The sequence below is a fragment of the Marinobacter persicus genome, assembly GCF_002934325.1.
GTDB classification, from domain to species: Bacteria; Pseudomonadota; Gammaproteobacteria; order Pseudomonadales; family Oleiphilaceae; genus Marinobacter; species Marinobacter persicus_A.
On sequence record NZ_PTIV01000026.1, the window covers coordinates 25,278 to 41,671 of the forward strand.

The 16,394-nt window shown below is 57.1% G+C and carries 10 protein-coding genes; 6 read left to right on the top strand and 4 right to left on the bottom strand.

The features are described 5' to 3' along the window. Window positions 1-65: 65 nt before the first annotated feature. Genes malQ through glgC form a run of 3 tightly spaced genes read right to left on the bottom strand, consistent with a single transcriptional unit; the run spans window position 66 to window position 4,547 of the window. Window positions 66-1,568 (bottom strand): 4-alpha-glucanotransferase, encoded by a 1,503-nt coding sequence (gene malQ / locus BY454_RS12915; RefSeq protein WP_104417072.1) that lies wholly within the window; start codon window positions 1,566-1,568, stop codon window positions 66-68. Continuing rightward, complete coding sequence (locus BY454_RS12920) at window positions 1,565-3,292, bottom strand: glycoside hydrolase family 57 protein (RefSeq protein ID WP_104417073.1); 1,728 nt, start codon at window positions 3,290-3,292, stop codon at window positions 1,565-1,567. The genes malQ and BY454_RS12920 overlap by 4 nt, the downstream gene beginning before the upstream one ends. Beyond that, window positions 3,282-4,547 (bottom strand): glucose-1-phosphate adenylyltransferase, encoded by a 1,266-nt coding sequence (gene glgC, locus BY454_RS12925; RefSeq protein WP_258075656.1) that lies wholly within the window; start codon window positions 4,545-4,547, stop codon window positions 3,282-3,284. The genes BY454_RS12920 and glgC overlap by 11 nt, the downstream gene beginning before the upstream one ends. Window positions 4,548-4,618: 71 nt before the next feature. Here glgC and glgB point away from each other — a divergent pair, with 71 nt between their 5' ends. The 3 genes from glgB to glgP are packed head-to-tail and all read left to right on the top strand — an operon-like array spanning window position 4,619 to window position 10,531. Further along, complete coding sequence (glgB, locus tag BY454_RS12930) at window positions 4,619-6,505, top strand: 1,4-alpha-glucan branching protein GlgB (RefSeq protein ID WP_104417074.1); 1,887 nt, start codon at window positions 4,619-4,621, stop codon at window positions 6,503-6,505. After that, window positions 6,502-7,950: a glycogen synthase GlgA gene (gene glgA, locus BY454_RS12935; RefSeq protein WP_104417075.1), complete on the top strand. Its 1,449-nt coding sequence runs from the start codon at window positions 6,502-6,504 to the stop codon at window positions 7,948-7,950. Before glgB ends, glgA begins: the two co-directional genes overlap by 4 nt. Window positions 7,951-7,975: 25 nt before the next feature. Further along, window positions 7,976-10,531 carry an alpha-glucan family phosphorylase gene (glgP, locus tag BY454_RS12940; protein WP_104417095.1) on the top strand — a complete coding sequence of 852 codons (2,556 nt, stop codon included), beginning with the start codon at window positions 7,976-7,978 and terminating at the stop codon, window positions 10,529-10,531. A gap of 1 nt (window position 10,532) precedes the next feature. Here the strand turns inward: glgP and BY454_RS12945 are convergent, their stop codons facing one another. Next, window positions 10,533-11,744, bottom strand: a complete 1,212-nt coding sequence (locus BY454_RS12945) for a 1-acyl-sn-glycerol-3-phosphate acyltransferase (RefSeq protein ID WP_104417076.1) — start codon at window positions 11,742-11,744, stop codon at window positions 10,533-10,535. Window positions 11,745-11,909: 165 nt separating this feature from the next. Between BY454_RS12945 and recQ the strand changes: the two genes are divergently transcribed. The 3 genes from recQ (at window position 11,910) to BY454_RS12960 (ending at window position 16,394) form a co-directional block, all read left to right on the top strand. Continuing rightward, the gene (gene recQ, locus BY454_RS12950; RefSeq protein ID WP_104417077.1) at window positions 11,910-13,796 is read left to right on the top strand and encodes a DNA helicase RecQ; all 1,887 of its coding nucleotides are present in this window, start codon (window positions 11,910-11,912) and stop codon (window positions 13,794-13,796) included. Between the two features lie 120 nt (window positions 13,797-13,916). After that, on the top strand, window positions 13,917-14,768 hold the full coding sequence (locus BY454_RS12955; RefSeq protein ID WP_104417078.1) for a hypothetical protein: 852 nt from the start codon (window positions 13,917-13,919) through the stop codon (window positions 14,766-14,768). Between the two features lie 105 nt (window positions 14,769-14,873). Beyond that, entirely contained in the window at window positions 14,874-16,394 is a 1,521-nt protein-coding gene (locus tag BY454_RS12960) for a bifunctional GNAT family N-acetyltransferase/carbon-nitrogen hydrolase family protein (RefSeq protein ID WP_104417079.1), read from the top strand.

The window sequence follows — 16,394 nt, forward strand, 5'->3', positions numbered from 1 at the left end:
TGTGCTCCCTCGATATTTACTTTTTTATATCGTGTTTGTTTTTTGATCAATTTGATTTAGGTCAACTATTGATCGAAGTTTGAACAGCGTCCATAGAGCTTTAATAATTCCCGAATGCGGGCGACATCGGCCAGGCTCTGGGCGTCATCAGAAAGCCTCCATAACCAGTTGTTTTCCGGGGTGCCAGGGGTGTTGAATCGGGCATCGGAGCCGAGCCCTAACAAATCCTGCATAGGTATAATCGCGAGGGCGGATACGGACTCCAGAGCCGCCTGGATGATTGGCCAGGGCATCTCCTGTAGACATCCGTCAGAGATTCGAAGATAACGATGCAGGTAATGACGGGTGTGGTCATCCAGGCTGAGGTACCAGCCCAGCGTGGTGTCGTTATCGTGGGTACCGGTGTAAACAAGGTCTTCACGCCGATGATTGTGCAGCAAGTGCGGGTTATCCGGGCTGCCATCAAAGCCGAACTGCATAACCGCCATGCCTGGCAGGCGAAACCGGTGCCGGAGCTGCTCCACGTCTTCACTGATCAACCCCAGGTTCTCTGCCACCAGGGGCAAATCCGGTAGCTCTTCAAGGCACGCTTGGAGGAAATCGCCCCCCGGCCCTGGTACCCAGTAGCCATTTACCGGTTGAGGATCCTCGGCCGGAATTTCCCAGAATGCCTGCAGGCCTCTGAAATGGTCGATCCGCAGGAGGTCAAATTGCTCCCTTTGGCTGGCCAGGCGTTCCAGCCACCATCGGTAGTGATCGTGGGCCATGGCATTCCAGTCATACAGCGGATTGCCCCAGTGCTGGCCATGTTCGGAAAAATAGTCGGGAGGAACCCCGGCCACGACCGTCGGGTGACCGTTTGCGTCCAGCTTGAAGAGCTGGGGGTTGGCCCAGACATCCGCGCTGTCGTGAGCGACAAAGATGGGGATGTCACCAAAGAGCAGGACACCGTGATCGTGGGCGTAGCGGCGCAGGCTGGACCACTGGCAATGAAAAATAAATTGTTCAAACCGTATTTGTTCGATGGCATCGTGGTGTTGGTGGCGGTACTCGGCCAAAGCGCCCTGCTCCCGACAGCGCAAGGGCTCTGGCCAATCCGGCCATGAGATGTCCGGATAACGGTCCCGGATCACCATGAAAAGGGCAAAATCATCGAGCCAGTTGCGGTGCGCTGCCAGGAAATGCTGCCACTGGTTGTGATTGATAGAGCTATCGGGCGTGTATTCGCCGGCCTGGAACCGGGCCGCTGCCCTGCTGAGCAGTTCGGCGCGCGTGGCATCAGCCGGCTCCTGGTGCGACAGCAAGTCCGTGGAAAAAAGTTCCTGAAGATCAATGAATTCAGGGTTGCCCGCGTGCGCCGACAGGGTTTGGTAAGGAGACAGGTTTGAGTGTGTGGGCCCGGTTGGCAGGGTTTGCCAAACGCTCATGCCGGCCTGCTGAAGAAAATCGACGAATTGTCGGGCGGCATGCCCCAGTTTGCCATAATCCCCGTTTAACGCCGTGGGATGCAGCAGCACGCCCGCGCGGCGACGGGCAAACACCATCTCCGCTGAAGACCTCGCTGTCATGATTCATGACCGGGCCGCATGGCGCCCCCGCGCGGCGGTTGCCCACCACCCTGGCTCAACGGCTGGAACAGGCTGGGTGGTGGCGGGCAATCAATGGCCTCATACAGGTTGACCAGGTGCCGACGGTACATGTGTTCAAAATCTTTGACCACCTCGGCCGGATTGTAGTCCCCAAACCACCAGAACCAGTCGGAGCCTTCGCATAAGCCCAGTTGCCGGCTGGCCCGGGTTTGTTGTTCCGCGTTAAGAGTATTCGCTTCCATCGCTTCGTCGTAATGCCCCTTGGCTTCACACAGGAGGTCCCAAGCGCGGTTTGTGTCCCGGTCTCCGATCCAGGTTGAAAATGTCCCGTAGATCCAGCTGCCCGCCACAAGGTATGGAAGTGGTTGAGGATGCCACTCCTCTTGCTCCATGCATGCCTGGAAAGTGGAAAGGCGCAGTTGTGGATGACTTTCCAGCACCCGGTACAACTCGTCCAGAAAGTGATAGCCGTTCTCGGGGTAGTGTTCCCAGGCATTTTCGCCATCCAGAATCACCGAAATTACGCAGTTCGCCTTATCCGTGTGGTTACTGGCTATCTCTTCCATGTGATGTACCAGATCCCCCACCGCATCTTCAGCGTGCCAGTCGGCATAACTGAAACCAATCAGGTCCGACAAGCCATCGTCGCGAAAGAAGACCGTCAACGGTATCTCAGCAAACTGAAACGGCCGGTGTATTCCCGGTGCCTTTTTGATGGTTTTTTCCGACCGGGCCTTATTCAGGCTGTTGTTAAGAACGGAGTCACCGCTGGCAGTCCATTTGAAGCCCTCCTCGCTGAACAAAGACAGCGTTTGCTGGCTCAGTCCACCCTCTGAGGCCCAGCAACCCACCGGCTGCTGCCCGAAAAAGCGCTCGAAAACCCGTTTGCCCTCCTCCAGATGCCACTTCGCACGCTCGGCACCACCGGGGTAGCTCTCGTAACCCGGCAATGGGGCGTCTGGCAGGGTTTCCTTCACGGCTTTCAGATCCAGCAGGAGAGGAACGATGGGGTGAGCCCAGGGATTCATTGCCAGCTCAACCTGCCCGGTCTGGGACAGGTGGCGGTAACGGGGGCCGATACTGGCGATCAGTTCAGTCACAACATTGAACAGGCTTTTCCGGTCGTCCAGAGAGTAATGATGGCCTTTCTCCTGCAGGCTCTGGATCACCGAATGACTGCGACGCACGGTTTCACCGAGCCATCCCAGGTGATACCAGACCACCAGGTCTGACAGGAATTGAGGGGAGAGATAGCGCTGGATTTCCGGCCGGCTATGGTACACGCCAGCCACCTCGGCGAGTCTGGCAAAGGGGGCAAAACGCCGGATGATTCGGTCGGGATTTGCCCTAAGGCACTTATCCATCAGCTCCAGGTATCCAGTGGACCCCGGTTCAGGCAGGTTCTCGCTGACCAATGCAGCCAGCACTGAGTCGCCAATCGGTGCGCCCCCATGCCGCCATCGTTCTATCTGGATAAGGTAATCTTCAATCTGCTCAAGAAGAACCGGTGAAAAGTTGATCACAGCACGGGCTTGGGGATGAGCCTCCAGGTGCGCCGCCATATCCACGTAATCCTTGATGCAATGCAGATACACCCAGGGAAACAGGAATTCACCGGTGCTGTGATCCCGGTAGTCCGGCTGGTGCATGTGCCAGCAGAACACGACCGGAGTACGACTATCCGGTTCAGCTTCAGAGGCCATGAGGATAATCCTGCCCGAGCATCTCGGGGGTAACCAGAATGATGCCCTTGGGCGATACGTGGAATCGCGCCTCGTCCTGCTGCCGGTCGAATCCAATCCGGGTACCTTCGGGAATTCGACATCCCCGATCAATCAAAGCCGAGCGGATCTCGCAATGCCGGCCAATTTCCACATCTGGAAAGACCACGGAGTCCTCGACCGTGCTGTAGGAGTGCACATGGACCTGGGAGAACAACAGAGAGTGCTTGACCTTCGCGCCGGAGACAATGCACCCGCCGGCGAGCATCGAGTCCACGGCGGTGCCACAGCGGTCTGCGTCATTGAAGATGAACTTGGCGGGAGGCAGTTGTTCCTGATAGGTCCATATCGGCCAATCCAGGTCATAGAGATTGAGTTCGGGGCTGACATCAATCAGCTCCATATTCGCCTGCCATAGTGAATCAATGGTGCCAACATCGCGCCAATAGGCCACCTTATTGCTGACCGGGTCCCGGAAAGGAAAAGCACAAACCCGCAAACGTTTTATGACCGATGGAATGATGTCTTTGCCGAAATCGTGTGAGGACGAGCTGAGGTCGTGGTCTTTCGTTAGCTCCTCGAACAGCGTTTTGCTGTTGAACACATAAATGCCCATCGACGCCAGGGCCTTGCCCGGTGCCCCCGGCATGGGCTTGGGGTCCTTGGGCTTTTCCTCGAACTCGGTAATCTGCAGGTTGTCGTCCACCGACATGACGCCGAAAGCCGATGCTTCCTCCAAAGGCACTTCGATACATCCAATAGTGACGTCCGCCTCCTGTTCCACGTGGGCGGCCAGCATGGTGCCGTAGTCCATTTTATACACATGGTCACCTGCGAGGATCAGCACGTACTCCGGATTATGGCTTCGGATAATGTCGAGATTTTGTAATACCGCATTGGCCGTACCCTCGTACCAGGAGGTCTCAATGCGTTGTTGAGCGGGAAGCAGTTCCACAAATTCCCCGAACTCGCCACGCAGAAACCCCCAACCGCGCTGGATGTGGCGCATGAGGGAATGAGACTTGTATTGTGTGATCACCCCAACCTGGCTAATACCGGAGTTCACGCAGTTGGAAAGGGGAAAATCAATAATCCGGAACTTGCCCCCGAAAGGCACTGCCGGCTTTGCTCGCCACTTGGTAAGGTCGTGCAGCCGGCTTCCCCTGCCTCCGGCCAGCACCAGAGCGAGAGTTTGCCGTGTCATACGGCTGACAAAACGCTTGGTGGTATGCATCATTCTGGCTTCCATAGGATTATGACTTAGACTTAGCTTAGGTTATTTTCCGAACATTGCTAAAGCGTGAACCCATGCAGAGTTCCACCCTGAACAACTTCGATCTCGACCTGTTCTCCGCAGGTCGCCACTGGCACATCTACAACGTGATGGGGGCCCACCTTTCAACCCGGAACGGCACCGGGGGGGTCCGCTTTGCCGTTTGGGCGCCGAATGCCCGGTCGGTCAGTGTGGTGGGGGATTTCAACCATTGGGACCCTTCAAGCCATGCCATGGAAAACCACGACAAGTGCGGCGTCTGGTCGCTGTTTGTGCCGGGAGTTAAGCCCGGAGCCCTGTACAAATATGCAATCACAACGCAGGACGGAGACCTGATTAGCAAGACCGACCCCTATGGCCAGGCCTTTGAGCTCCGGCCGGCCACAGCCGCCAGGGTGATTGAACGCAAAGCCTATGCCTGGGGTGACGGCAACTGGTTACGAGAAAGAAGCCAGTTCGACTGGCAACACAGCCCCATTGCGATTTACGAAGTCCACCCCGGTTCCTGGCGTCACCACGGTTCCGGGCGTTGGCTGACCTACCGGGAGTTGGCCGAACAACTCATTCCCTATGTACTGGAAACCGGGTTCACGCACATCGAATTGATGCCGGTGACCGAGCACCCGCTGGATGAATCCTGGGGTTACCAGACCACTGGTTACTATGCCCCGACCAGCCGATACGGCAGTCCGGACGACCTGCGTTATTTGATAGACCAATGTCATCAACAGGGCATCGGCGTCATTCTGGACTGGGTGCCGGGTCACTTTCCGGAAGATAGCCACGCCCTGGCCCGGTTTGATGGTACCGCCCTGTACGAGCACGAAGACCCTCGCCGTGGCCGTCACCGGGACTGGAACACCCTGATTTACAATTACGGTCGGCACGAAGTCCGAAACTTCCTCATTGGCAGTGCCCTTTTCTGGCTGGACACCTTTCACGTGGACGGTCTCCGGGTGGATGCCGTCGCTTCAATGCTGTATCTCGATTACTCCCGTAACGAAGAAGACTGGATACCGAACGAATTCGGGGGCAACGAGAACCTGGAAGCCATCGAGTTTCTTAAAGACCTCAATGATGTTTGCCAGAGTCGTTTCCCGGGCACACTGATGATGGCCGAGGAATCCACCTCCTGGCCGCAGGTTACCCGTCCGTCAGCCATCGGCGGCCTGGGATTCAACCTCAAGTGGAACATGGGCTGGATGCACGACACTCTCAACTACCTGCAGCAGGACCCGGTGTTTCGTCAGTACCACCACGACAAGCTGACCTTTGGACTGGTGTACGCCTTCACAGAAAACTTCCTGTTGCCGCTATCCCACGACGAGGTGGTCCATGGCAAGTCCAGCCTGATCCAGAAAATGCCGGGCGATGACTGGCAACAACGGGCCTCTCTACGCTTGCTGTTCAGTTACATGTACACCTACCCGGGTGCCAAGTTGCTGTTTATGGGTGGAGAATTTGGTCAGAGGCAGGAATGGAGTGAAAAACGGGAACTGGATTGGTCGCTGCTCCAGTACGAAGGGCACCAGGGTATTCAAGCACTGGTGAAGGATCTGAACCACCTTTACCGCTCGGAACCCGCCCTGTATAAACAGGGCTTCAGTCGGACGGGGTTCGACTGGATTGACTGTCACGACTCTCCCCAATCGGTGATCAGCTACCTGCGTAGCGGGGGAGACCAGCAAAGGGTTATCGTCGCCAACTTCACGCCCATCCCTCGGCACCATTACCGCATAGGGGTACCAGTCGGTGGCCAGTGGCGGGAGCTATTCAATTCCGATTCCACGTATTATGGGGGCAGCAACGTGGGTAACCCGTATGATCTTGAGGCCATTGGGCATTCCTGGATGGGGCGACCGCATTCCCTGGAAGTCACTCTACCGCCCCTGGGGCTCATTGTTCTGGGGCCGGAATCATGATTCGGATTCTGTTTGCGACCAGCGAAGCCTACCCGCTGGTAAAAACCGGCGGCCTGGGCGATGTCTCAGCAAGTCTGCCAGAGGCTCTGTGCCGAGCGGGACATGACTGCCAGATTCTCCTACCTGGTTATCCAGCGGCGATCAACGCCGCGATAGACGCTGGCTCAAAACGCACAACGCGGATCAGACACGGCCAGTATGACATCGGTCTTTGGAAAGCAAACCTGCCGGGCACCTCGGTAGGACTCTGGCTGGTGGAGTGCCCAGCCCTGTTTGAGAGGCAGGGTGATAGCCCCTATCAAGATACAGGCGGCGAGGACTGGTGGGATAATGCTTACCGGTTTGAACTTTTTGGCCGCATTGGTGCAATGATGGCCATGGGCCAGTTGGGCCTTTCCTGGAAACCGGATGTTGTGCATTGCAACGATTGGCAAACCGGTCTGCTCCCGGTATTTCTAAAAAGTTTTCATGCGTCGCCACCAACGGTCTTCACCGTCCACAACCTCGCCTATCAGGGGCTGTTCTCCCAGGAGACATTTCGAGCCCTCGGGCTACCGGATCATTTGTGGAACTTTGAACAGCTGGAATTCCACGACCAGCTGTCTTTCATCAAAGGCGGCCTGGTGTTCAGTGACGCCATTACCACCGTAAGCCCGACTTACGCACGGGAAATCAAGACACCGGAACTTGGCTGTGGGCTTGATGGGCTGCTGCGCCACCGGGCCGCGCGCCTTAGCGGTATTCTTAACGGCATTGACACCGAAGTCTGGGATCCGCAACACGACCCCTACCTGAAAGTGCACTACAGCCAGGAGGATCTGACCGGAAAAGCCGAGTGCCGGAAGCAACTGCAGCAGGCACTTGGTCTCAAAATCGGTCCAGCGCCATTGTTGGGATTTGTTGGTCGGCTCGTTGAGCAGAAAGGGCTCGACTGGTTATTGGAAGTTATCCCCGCCCTGCTCCGCCAAGGGTGCCAGTTCGCCCTGCTGGGCTCGGGCGACGCCCGTTATAAGAAAGCACTTCAAGCCCTCGCCAGCCAGTGGCCAGACCAGCTCGCGTTAACGCTGGGTTATAACGAAGCCATGGCCCATCGGATTACCGCTGGGGCAGACCTGTTCCTGATGCCCTCAAAATTCGAACCCTGTGGGCTCAACCAGATGTACAGCCTGCGTTACGGCACCCTTCCCGTGGTGCATGGTGTGGGCGGCCTGAACGACACCGTGTTCGACCCCGCAGAAGCCTCGAGCGACATCGCCAATGGGTTTGTCTTTCGCCAACCCTCATCCGGGGCATTCATGAATGCCATTGAAAGAGCCCTTAACGCCTGGGAACAGCCGGAAACCTGGCTGCAACTGCAAAAAAATGGCATGGCTGGCGACTACTCCTGGAAAAGCCGGGCCAAGGACTACATAAACCTCTATCGCTCATTGATTAATGAGCAGTGACAGTGACCGCAGGGAGGTCGTGAACATGCGCAAGGCAACCCAATTCTGGCTGGAAGCCCGTCCCCGCGTCCCGGAAGCCATTGCCGGCCTTGAAGCTCTGGCAAATGATCTGTTTTACAGCTGGGATCATGGCGTGCGCAGTCTCTACGCCCGGATAGACCTGCGGTTGTGGCAGAAGGTGGAACACAATCCCAAGCTGTTCCTCCGGAGGGTCTCCCAGGACCGGCTAGACGAAGCGGCAGAGAACCCCGCCTTTTTGACCGAATACCGCCGGATACTGTCGAATTACGAAGCCTACGTGGCCTCGGAACCGGGCAGTGAAGTGCTTCAGGCGCTAGACCCCGAAACCAGCCTGGTGGCGTATTTTTGCGCTGAATTTGGCTTCCACGAAAGTTTCCCCATCTACTCCGGCGGCCTGGGTATTCTGGCCGGCGACCACTGCAAGGCGGCCAGTGACCTGAGCTTACCGTTTGTAGCGGTAGGGCTTCTTTACCAACAGGGGTATTTCATTCAGAGCATTGATGCGCAAGGGCACCAGATCGCCACCTACAAGTGCCATTCCAGTGATGAACTGCCCATCTCGCCGGTGGAGAGAGACGGTAAACCGGTTGTGATCTCGGTGCCCTTTCCCGAACGTGAGGTTCATGCCCGGGTCTGGCAGGCGAAGGTTGGGCATATTCGCCTCTATCTGCTTGATGCCAACACCCCGGAAAACAGCGAGGAAGACCGCGCGCTAACGCTTCAGTTATACGGCGGCGATGCCACCACTCGCATCAGCCAGGAGATGCTGCTGGGCATCGGCGGCACCCGGGTGCTTTCGGAACTGGGCATACGGCCAACCGCCTGGCACATCAATGAAGGTCACGCAGCTTTCCAGATACTGGAACGCTGCCGCCAGACCATGGCCGAAGGGCTGAGTTTTGAGGAAGCACTGGAAGCGGTGGCAGCATGCACCCTGTTCACGACTCACACGCCCGTTCCCGCAGGCCACGATATTTTCCCCCGTGACTTGGTGGCCCATGCGTTATGGCCCTACCTGGAAGCGTCGGGGCTTATCTTTGAAAAGGTCTTTGCCCTTGGCGACCGGAACCAGACCGACAAATTCAACATGACCAGCCTGGGCTTGCGCGGATCCCGCTTCCACAACGGGGTTAGCCGTATTCACGGACGGGTCGCCTCGCAAATGGAATCCGATATCTGGCCACAGGTGCCCCCCGAAGAAAACCCCATCGGGCACATTACCAATGGCGTTCATGTCGCCACTTTCCTGGCCCCGGAGTGGGCTACGCTGTTTGATATTCAGGCGCCGAACTGGAAAAGCGAGCTTCGCAACCCCGAGTTTTGGAACTTTGTCGACAAGATCCCGGATTATCACTACTGGAGCATCCACAAAGCGCTAAAGCAACAGATGGCCGAGTTTGTCGTCCATCGCCTGAAGCGTCAGCACAAACGTAACGGAACTGGTTATTCAGTCACCAAAAGAATGACCGAAAAGCTGACCGCATCAGACAAAGACGTCATGGTGGTCGGCTTCGCCCGGCGCTTCGCCACCTATAAGCGCGCAACACTGATTTTCTCTGATCTAGCCCGCCTGGAACGATTGCTTACCAATCCAGACCGTCCGGTGGTGCTGGTGTTTGCCGGCAAGGCTCACCCCCAGGACAATCCGGGCCAGCAACTGATCAAAGTGATTCACGATCTGTCCATGCACCCGCCCCTGATGGGTCACATCCTGCTACTGGAAGACTATGACCAGGCCATGGCGCGCCGACTATTGAGCGGGGTCGATGTCTGGTTGAACAATCCCGAATACCCCAAGGAAGCCAGCGGAACCTCCGGCGAAAAGGCGGCGATGAATGGAGCAGTCAATCTGAGCGTGTTGGATGGCTGGTGGGGAGAAGGTTACGACGGCTCCAATGGCTGGGCCATTGCACCTCGGGACATTGATCTGGATGAGGAATTCCGCAATCGGGAGGAAGCCCGGGATTTGCTGGATCTTCTGGAGTTTGAAGTGCTGCCCCTCTATTACGACCGGGCAGCCCAGGGCTATTCCGAAGGCTGGGTTGCCTGCTCCAAGGCTTCCATGAAAACCATAACCCCGAAATTCAACGCCCAGCGCATGGTGATGGACTATGTTTGGCAGTATTACGAACCGGCGACTCTCCAGGGACGGCGCCTCATGGCGGATAACGGCAGGCTGGCCCGGGAATTGGCATCCTGGAAAGCCAAAGTCCACCAGGCCTGGGGCGGAGTTTCCATCAAAGTGCACGGATGCGTGACGGACCAATGCACCTGGGGTGACGAAGTAGGACTGGAAGTGGAGATGGAGCTCAACGGGCTGGCCCCGGAGGACGTGCGCGTGGAATGCGTGGTCGCCATGGAATGCTCGGGCGCCCACAGTGATCCGGGCTCTGACCGTTTTCTACTTCAACCGGTAAAAAACCAGAAGGGCAAAACCACCCTGTTCTCCACACAAGTGAAGCCGCCCTACCCGGGCCTTCAAACACTGCGCATCCGCGCTTATCCCTATCACGAGGCGTTAAGCCACCCGCTGGAGATGGGCGCGATGCTTTGGGTCTGAATCAGTCCTCGGACGGTGTTGGTGTCAAAACCTCGCCGTCCTTGTTGGCGGCCAGTGCATTCACCACCGGATTGGCATACATATCGAGCAGGTAGGGCTGGCACTCAGGGCTGCATTGTTCCATCCGGCGGGCCAGCTCGGACTTCGCTGTTTCCAGGTCAACCTCTGACCACTTCTCGGCCAGTTCCACATTCTGGGCAACCTGCTCGAGGCTGGCGCTGTCGCCCGCCCGTTCAGCGCGCATCTGGAAAGCGGCCAGGTTGGAAGCATGCAGGTGGTAATTGGCGTGCATTTCATGATCGATACCTGCCGCCAGTTCCTTGGGGTTGCCCGGAGAATCGGTAATCGGCGCACCAAAGTGCACGTGCACATGGCCTTTGTAGCCGGTCATGCCCTTGATGATCTGCTCGCTATCTTCCCCTTCGGTTTTCTGGTACTCGCCGGTGCGCGCCCGGACTTCCAGCTCCCGGGCCTTGTCCCGGTCACACGGATCGTATTCGTAGGCCACGGATACCGGCACGATATGCAGGCGGTTCATGGCCTCGTCAAACGCCAGGCCAGACTTTTTGCGGCTCATGTAAAACATTTTGATGATCGCAGGATCGGTGCCATCAATGCCGTCTTTCGCCCGCCCTTCACGCTGGGCAATCCAGACACTCTGGCTGGTATCGATGCAGTGATTGATGAAGCCGGAAAGGGTCAGATAGGCGTCCCGCATTTCCCGTGGGCTGGTCATGTTGCGGCGAACCACAAAGCTCTTGTTCAGGCGCATGATTTCCGCGAACACCCGGTTCTGCAGCAGGTTGTCGCCAATCGCAATCTGGGTGGTGCTGAAGCCGTGCTGGAACAGCTGGTGGTTCACCAGCATGGGGTCGCAAACGATGTCCCGATGGTTACAGATAAACAGGTGCGGAGCTGTCTTGCTCAGATTTTCCAGCCCGCTCTGGGTCACCCGGGACGTGGAGCCGTCCACCAGCTCTGCAATATAGGGAGACAGGCCCGCCTGGAGATCATCAATCCTGTGGTAATGGCCAAAATGACGAAGCAACCAGCGGCGCACAAACACCCGCAACAAACCGGGTGCCCATTTGGCCAGTTTGGGTGTTTTGAATCGGCCGACCATATCCAAGAATTCGCGGTCGTTAACCAGCCGACGAATGGTTGGAGCGGTTTCCTGGTCCGAATAAGGTCGGATGGCGTCAAATTCCTGCATGCAAGCCCTGTTTATTTACTAAACAATTAATCACGGTCTGAATGAAAGGGCGCTATTGTATCCTTTCTCAGGCTGCTTTGCCTCTCCCTGGAAAATCGAAGGGCTGGATCTGTTATCATCCGCCGCACGTTTTCCGCCCTTATTCCGCAAAGAAAGAAGCGCCTTATGTACCCGGATCCGGACGAACTGACCTGCGAACCGCCCTCGGCCGCCCGCCGAACCCCGGAGCAGATTCTACACGAAGTGTTTGGCTACGAACGTTTCCGTCCCTTACAGGGGGAAGTCGTCCAGGAACTGGTGGAAGGCCGGGATGCCCTGGTCCTCATGCCCACCGGCGGCGGTAAATCCCTGTGTTACCAGGTCCCAGCCCTGGCACGCCCGGGCACGGCGGTGGTGATCTCGCCATTGATCGCCCTGATGCATGACCAGGTGGCAGCACTGCGGGAACTGGGCGTGAAAGCGGCATTCCTGAATTCCAGCATGGATTACGAACAGGCGCGGGCAACCGAATACGCCCTGACCACCGGCGAACTGGACCTGCTCTACTGCGCCCCGGAGAGGCTGATCCAGCCCCGTACCATCGAATTGCTCCACCACGCTTCCCTGTCATTGTTTGCGATTGATGAGGCGCACTGCGTTTCCCAATGGGGCCACGATTTCCGGTCTGACTACCTGCAACTGAGCATGCTGGCCACCGAATTTCCAACGGTGCCCCGGGTAGCACTCACCGCCACTGCCGATGAGCGCACACGCAAAGAAATTGCCGAACGCCTCTCGCTGACCGAGGCCAGGCACTTTATCAGCGGTTTCGATCGCCCGAACATTCAATATCGAATTACGCCAAAAACCAACGCCAACAAGCAGTTGCTGGACTTTATTAAAGCAGAACACGAAGGCGACTGCGGCATTGTCTATTGCCTGTCACGGAACAAGGTGGATGCCACCGCTCGCCTGCTGGCCAGCAAAGGTTACACCGCTCTGCCCTACCACGCCGGCTTGAGTTCCGAAGAACGGGCGCGAAACCAGGAACGCTTCCTGCGGGAAGACGGCGTGATTGTGGTGGCCACCATCGCCTTTGGCATGGGCATCGACAAGCCCGACGTGCGTTTTGTCGCCCATATGGACCTGCCCAAGAGCCTGGAGGCCTACTACCAGGAAACCGGCCGCGCGGGGCGCGATGGCAAACCCTCCACCGCCTGGATGGTGTATGGCCTGCAGGATGTCATCAAGCTGCGGCAAATGCTGGAAGCCTCCCAGGGCAGCGACCAGTTCAAACGTGTGGAACGCCAGAAGCTGGATGCCATGCTCGGGCTCTGTGAAGTCACCGAATGCCGCCGGCAGGTGTTGCTCCGGTATTTTGGCGATAACCCGGATTCGGCCTGTGGCAACTGCGATACCTGCCTGACGCCTCCGGAAACCTGGGATGGCACCGTCGCGGTGCAGAAGGCGCTTTCCTGCGTGTACCGCACTGGCCAACGTTTTGGGGTGAATTACATCATTGATGTACTTCGCGGTTCCGAAAACGAGCGGATCATCCAGGCCGGCCACCAGACCGTCTCCACCTATGGCATCGGCGCGGACCTTAAAGCCGCCGAGTGGAAGTCGGTATTCCGCCAGCTGGTGGCCAACGGCTATCTGCGGGCAGACCCGGAAGGCTTTGGCTCTCTGCAGCTCACCGAGCGTTGCCGCCCCCTGCTCAAGGGCGAGCAGAGCATTGAGTTGCGCAAGGACCCTGTCGCGAAAAAGGCCGCCGCCACCAAGTCGTCGGGCACCAGGCGAACCGGCCAGAACGTTCGCGACCAGATTACCGACCATGACGGCTGGGAAGCGCTTCGGGCCTGTCGTAAGGAATTGGCCGACCAGCAGGGTGTGCCGCCTTACGTGATTTTCCACGACACCACCCTGTTCGACATGCTGGAGCGCCGTCCACAAACCTTGGAGGAGCTGGCCGAGGTCAATGGCGTTGGCGCGGCGAAGCTGGAAAAATACGGTGAACTGTTCCTGGAAACCCTTCGGGACCTGCCCGGCAAAAAGACAGAGGCAGAATTCTGAATTTGAACTAACTTCAACGATGTGCTTTGTGTTTCGCCGGGTTAAGGAAAGCCAATTGTCAGCTGCTGTTCGCCCCCTCATAACCTGCTTTGTAGTCGCCGCCCTGACACTGGGCCAGCGATGGCGAACGCGCAAGCAGACGTTGAACCACGCCATTACACCCTGTGGTACCGCAATTACGATAACCCGGCTACTTATGCGCTGGTGGAGCTTGCCCTTCAAAAGACACCAGAATACGGTGAATTCGCGATTCATCGCAGCCAAGAAATCACCCAGGGTCGGGCGCTCAGGGAGCTTGCCACCAACAGCCGGTCCCTACCGCTGGATATCGCTAACGTTGCCACGACAGTGGAACGGGAAACCGCTCTGAATACAGTACCGGTGCCGGTGGATGGTGGACTTCTGGGTTTAAGGGTGTGCCTGGTATTACCGGAAAACGTGGACCGTTTTAGCGAAATCGACAATATCCGGGATCTGCGGGCAAGCGACATCCGTATTGGCCAGGGCGCACACTGGCCCGACTCTTCCATCCTGAAAGCCAATGGCGTCCCCGTTATCACCCACACCCGCTACGAAATTCTTTTTCGAATGCTTCGCAATCATCGGTTTGACTGCTTTGCCAGAGGTGTCAGCGAAGTACTCTATGATCAACGGGTTCAAAACGCCGAGGACCTGGTGATAGAACCACACCTACTGCTCGCCTACCCCATGCCTTCTTACCTCTTCACATCCCCGGAGGATCATGCCACCGCGCAACGGCTGCAGCTGGGTCTGGAGCGAGCAATTGAAGATGGCAGCTTTGGCAACTACCTAAGGACCTGGTACAGCCGTCCGGTAGCCGAACTGCAGCTGAATAAAAGAGCCATCATCAGATTATCCAATCCCTTCCTCTCCGAGGAGTCTCGCAATATTGGCAGGCATGTCCTGAAAAACCTGGACCGGCGGATCGATCTACTGACCGCTCCGCATTAGTTTCCGGTCAGCCTCACTCTGTAACCACCAACTCTTTAAAACTGTCTGCTAGAATGCTCTTTCGCCGCAACTGGCGTACCTATCCGGGAAAATTGGAGAAGCTGAATGGCCCACGAAGACCTGCATCTCAATCTGCGTAACCTCACTCTGGACGATTACGACCAACTGCAGGAGTTGATGGACGACGTCTACGACGACATCGGTGGCGCCTGGCCAAAAGACACCATCAAGGCTCTGGTGGAACAGTTCCCGGATGGCCAAATCTGCATTGAGGATAACGGCCACATCGTTGCAGTTGCATTAACGGTGTGCGTCAAATATGAGCGTTTTAGCAACCCGCACGCCTATGATGACCTGATTTTGCGCAACGAAAAAATCTGGCATAACGCCAATGGCGATTCCCTGTACGGCCTGGATGTCTTCATTCACCCGGATTACCGGGGCTACCGGCTGGGTCGCCGGCTGTATGAGGCGCGCAAGGAACTGTGCCGGTCCATGAACCTGCGCGCCATCCTCGCGGGCGGGCGCATTCCCAACTATTTCAAGTACTCCGCGCAATACACCCCGGAAGAGTACATCCAGCGGGTGGATCGCAAGGACATTTACGACCCGATCCTGACCTTCCAGTTGTCGAACGACTTCCAGGTCACCCGGCTGATGCACAAGTACCTGCCGGAAGACGAGAAATCAGAGGGCTACGCAACCCTGCTGGAATGGCGGAACATTCTCTACACCCCGCCCTCAGCCGTACTGGACGTCAAGAAAACCCAGGTTCGCATGGGCGCCGTGCAGTGGCAGATGCGTGAATTTACCTCCGTGGAGGAGGTGTTGGAACAAGTGGAATACTTCGTGGATGCGCTCTCCGATTACAAAAGCGACTTCGCGATCTTCCCGGAATTTTTCAACGCCCCGCTGATGGGCCTGACCGACCAGGTGGACCAGACCCGCGCCATTCGTTTTCTGGCCGGATTTACCGAGCAGTTCCGCCACCAGATGTCGGAAATGGCGGTCAGCTACAACATCAACATCATTACCGGCTCCATGCCTCTGATCGAGGACGACCGGGTTTATAACGTTTCGTACCTGTGTCACCGGGACGGCCGGGTGGACGAACAGCGCAAAATCCACATTACGCCCCACGAACGCCGGGACTGGGTTATCGAAGGCGGCAAAAAATTTCAGGTGTTCGACACCGATGCCGGGCGCGTGGCCATCATGATCTGTTACGACATCGAGTTCCCGGAACTCGGACGACTGGCGGCCCGCGAGGAAGTCGACATCATTTTCGTGCCATTCTGGACCGACACCAAGAACGGCTACCTGCGGGTACGGCATTGCGCCCAGGCCCGGGCTATCGAGAACGAATGTTATGTGGTCATCACCGGTAGTTGCGGCAACCTTCCCAAGGTGGAAAACCTGGACGTTCAGTACGCCCAGTCCTCGGTCTTCTCACCATCGGATTTCGCCTTCCCCCACGATGCAGTGATGGCGGAAACCACGCCCAACACTGAGATGATCATGTTCTCCGACATGGACCTGGAAAAGCTCAAGCTGGTACGGAACGAAGGCTCTGTCACCAACCTGAAAGATCGTCGTGTTGATATGTACGAACTGAAAACAATCTGA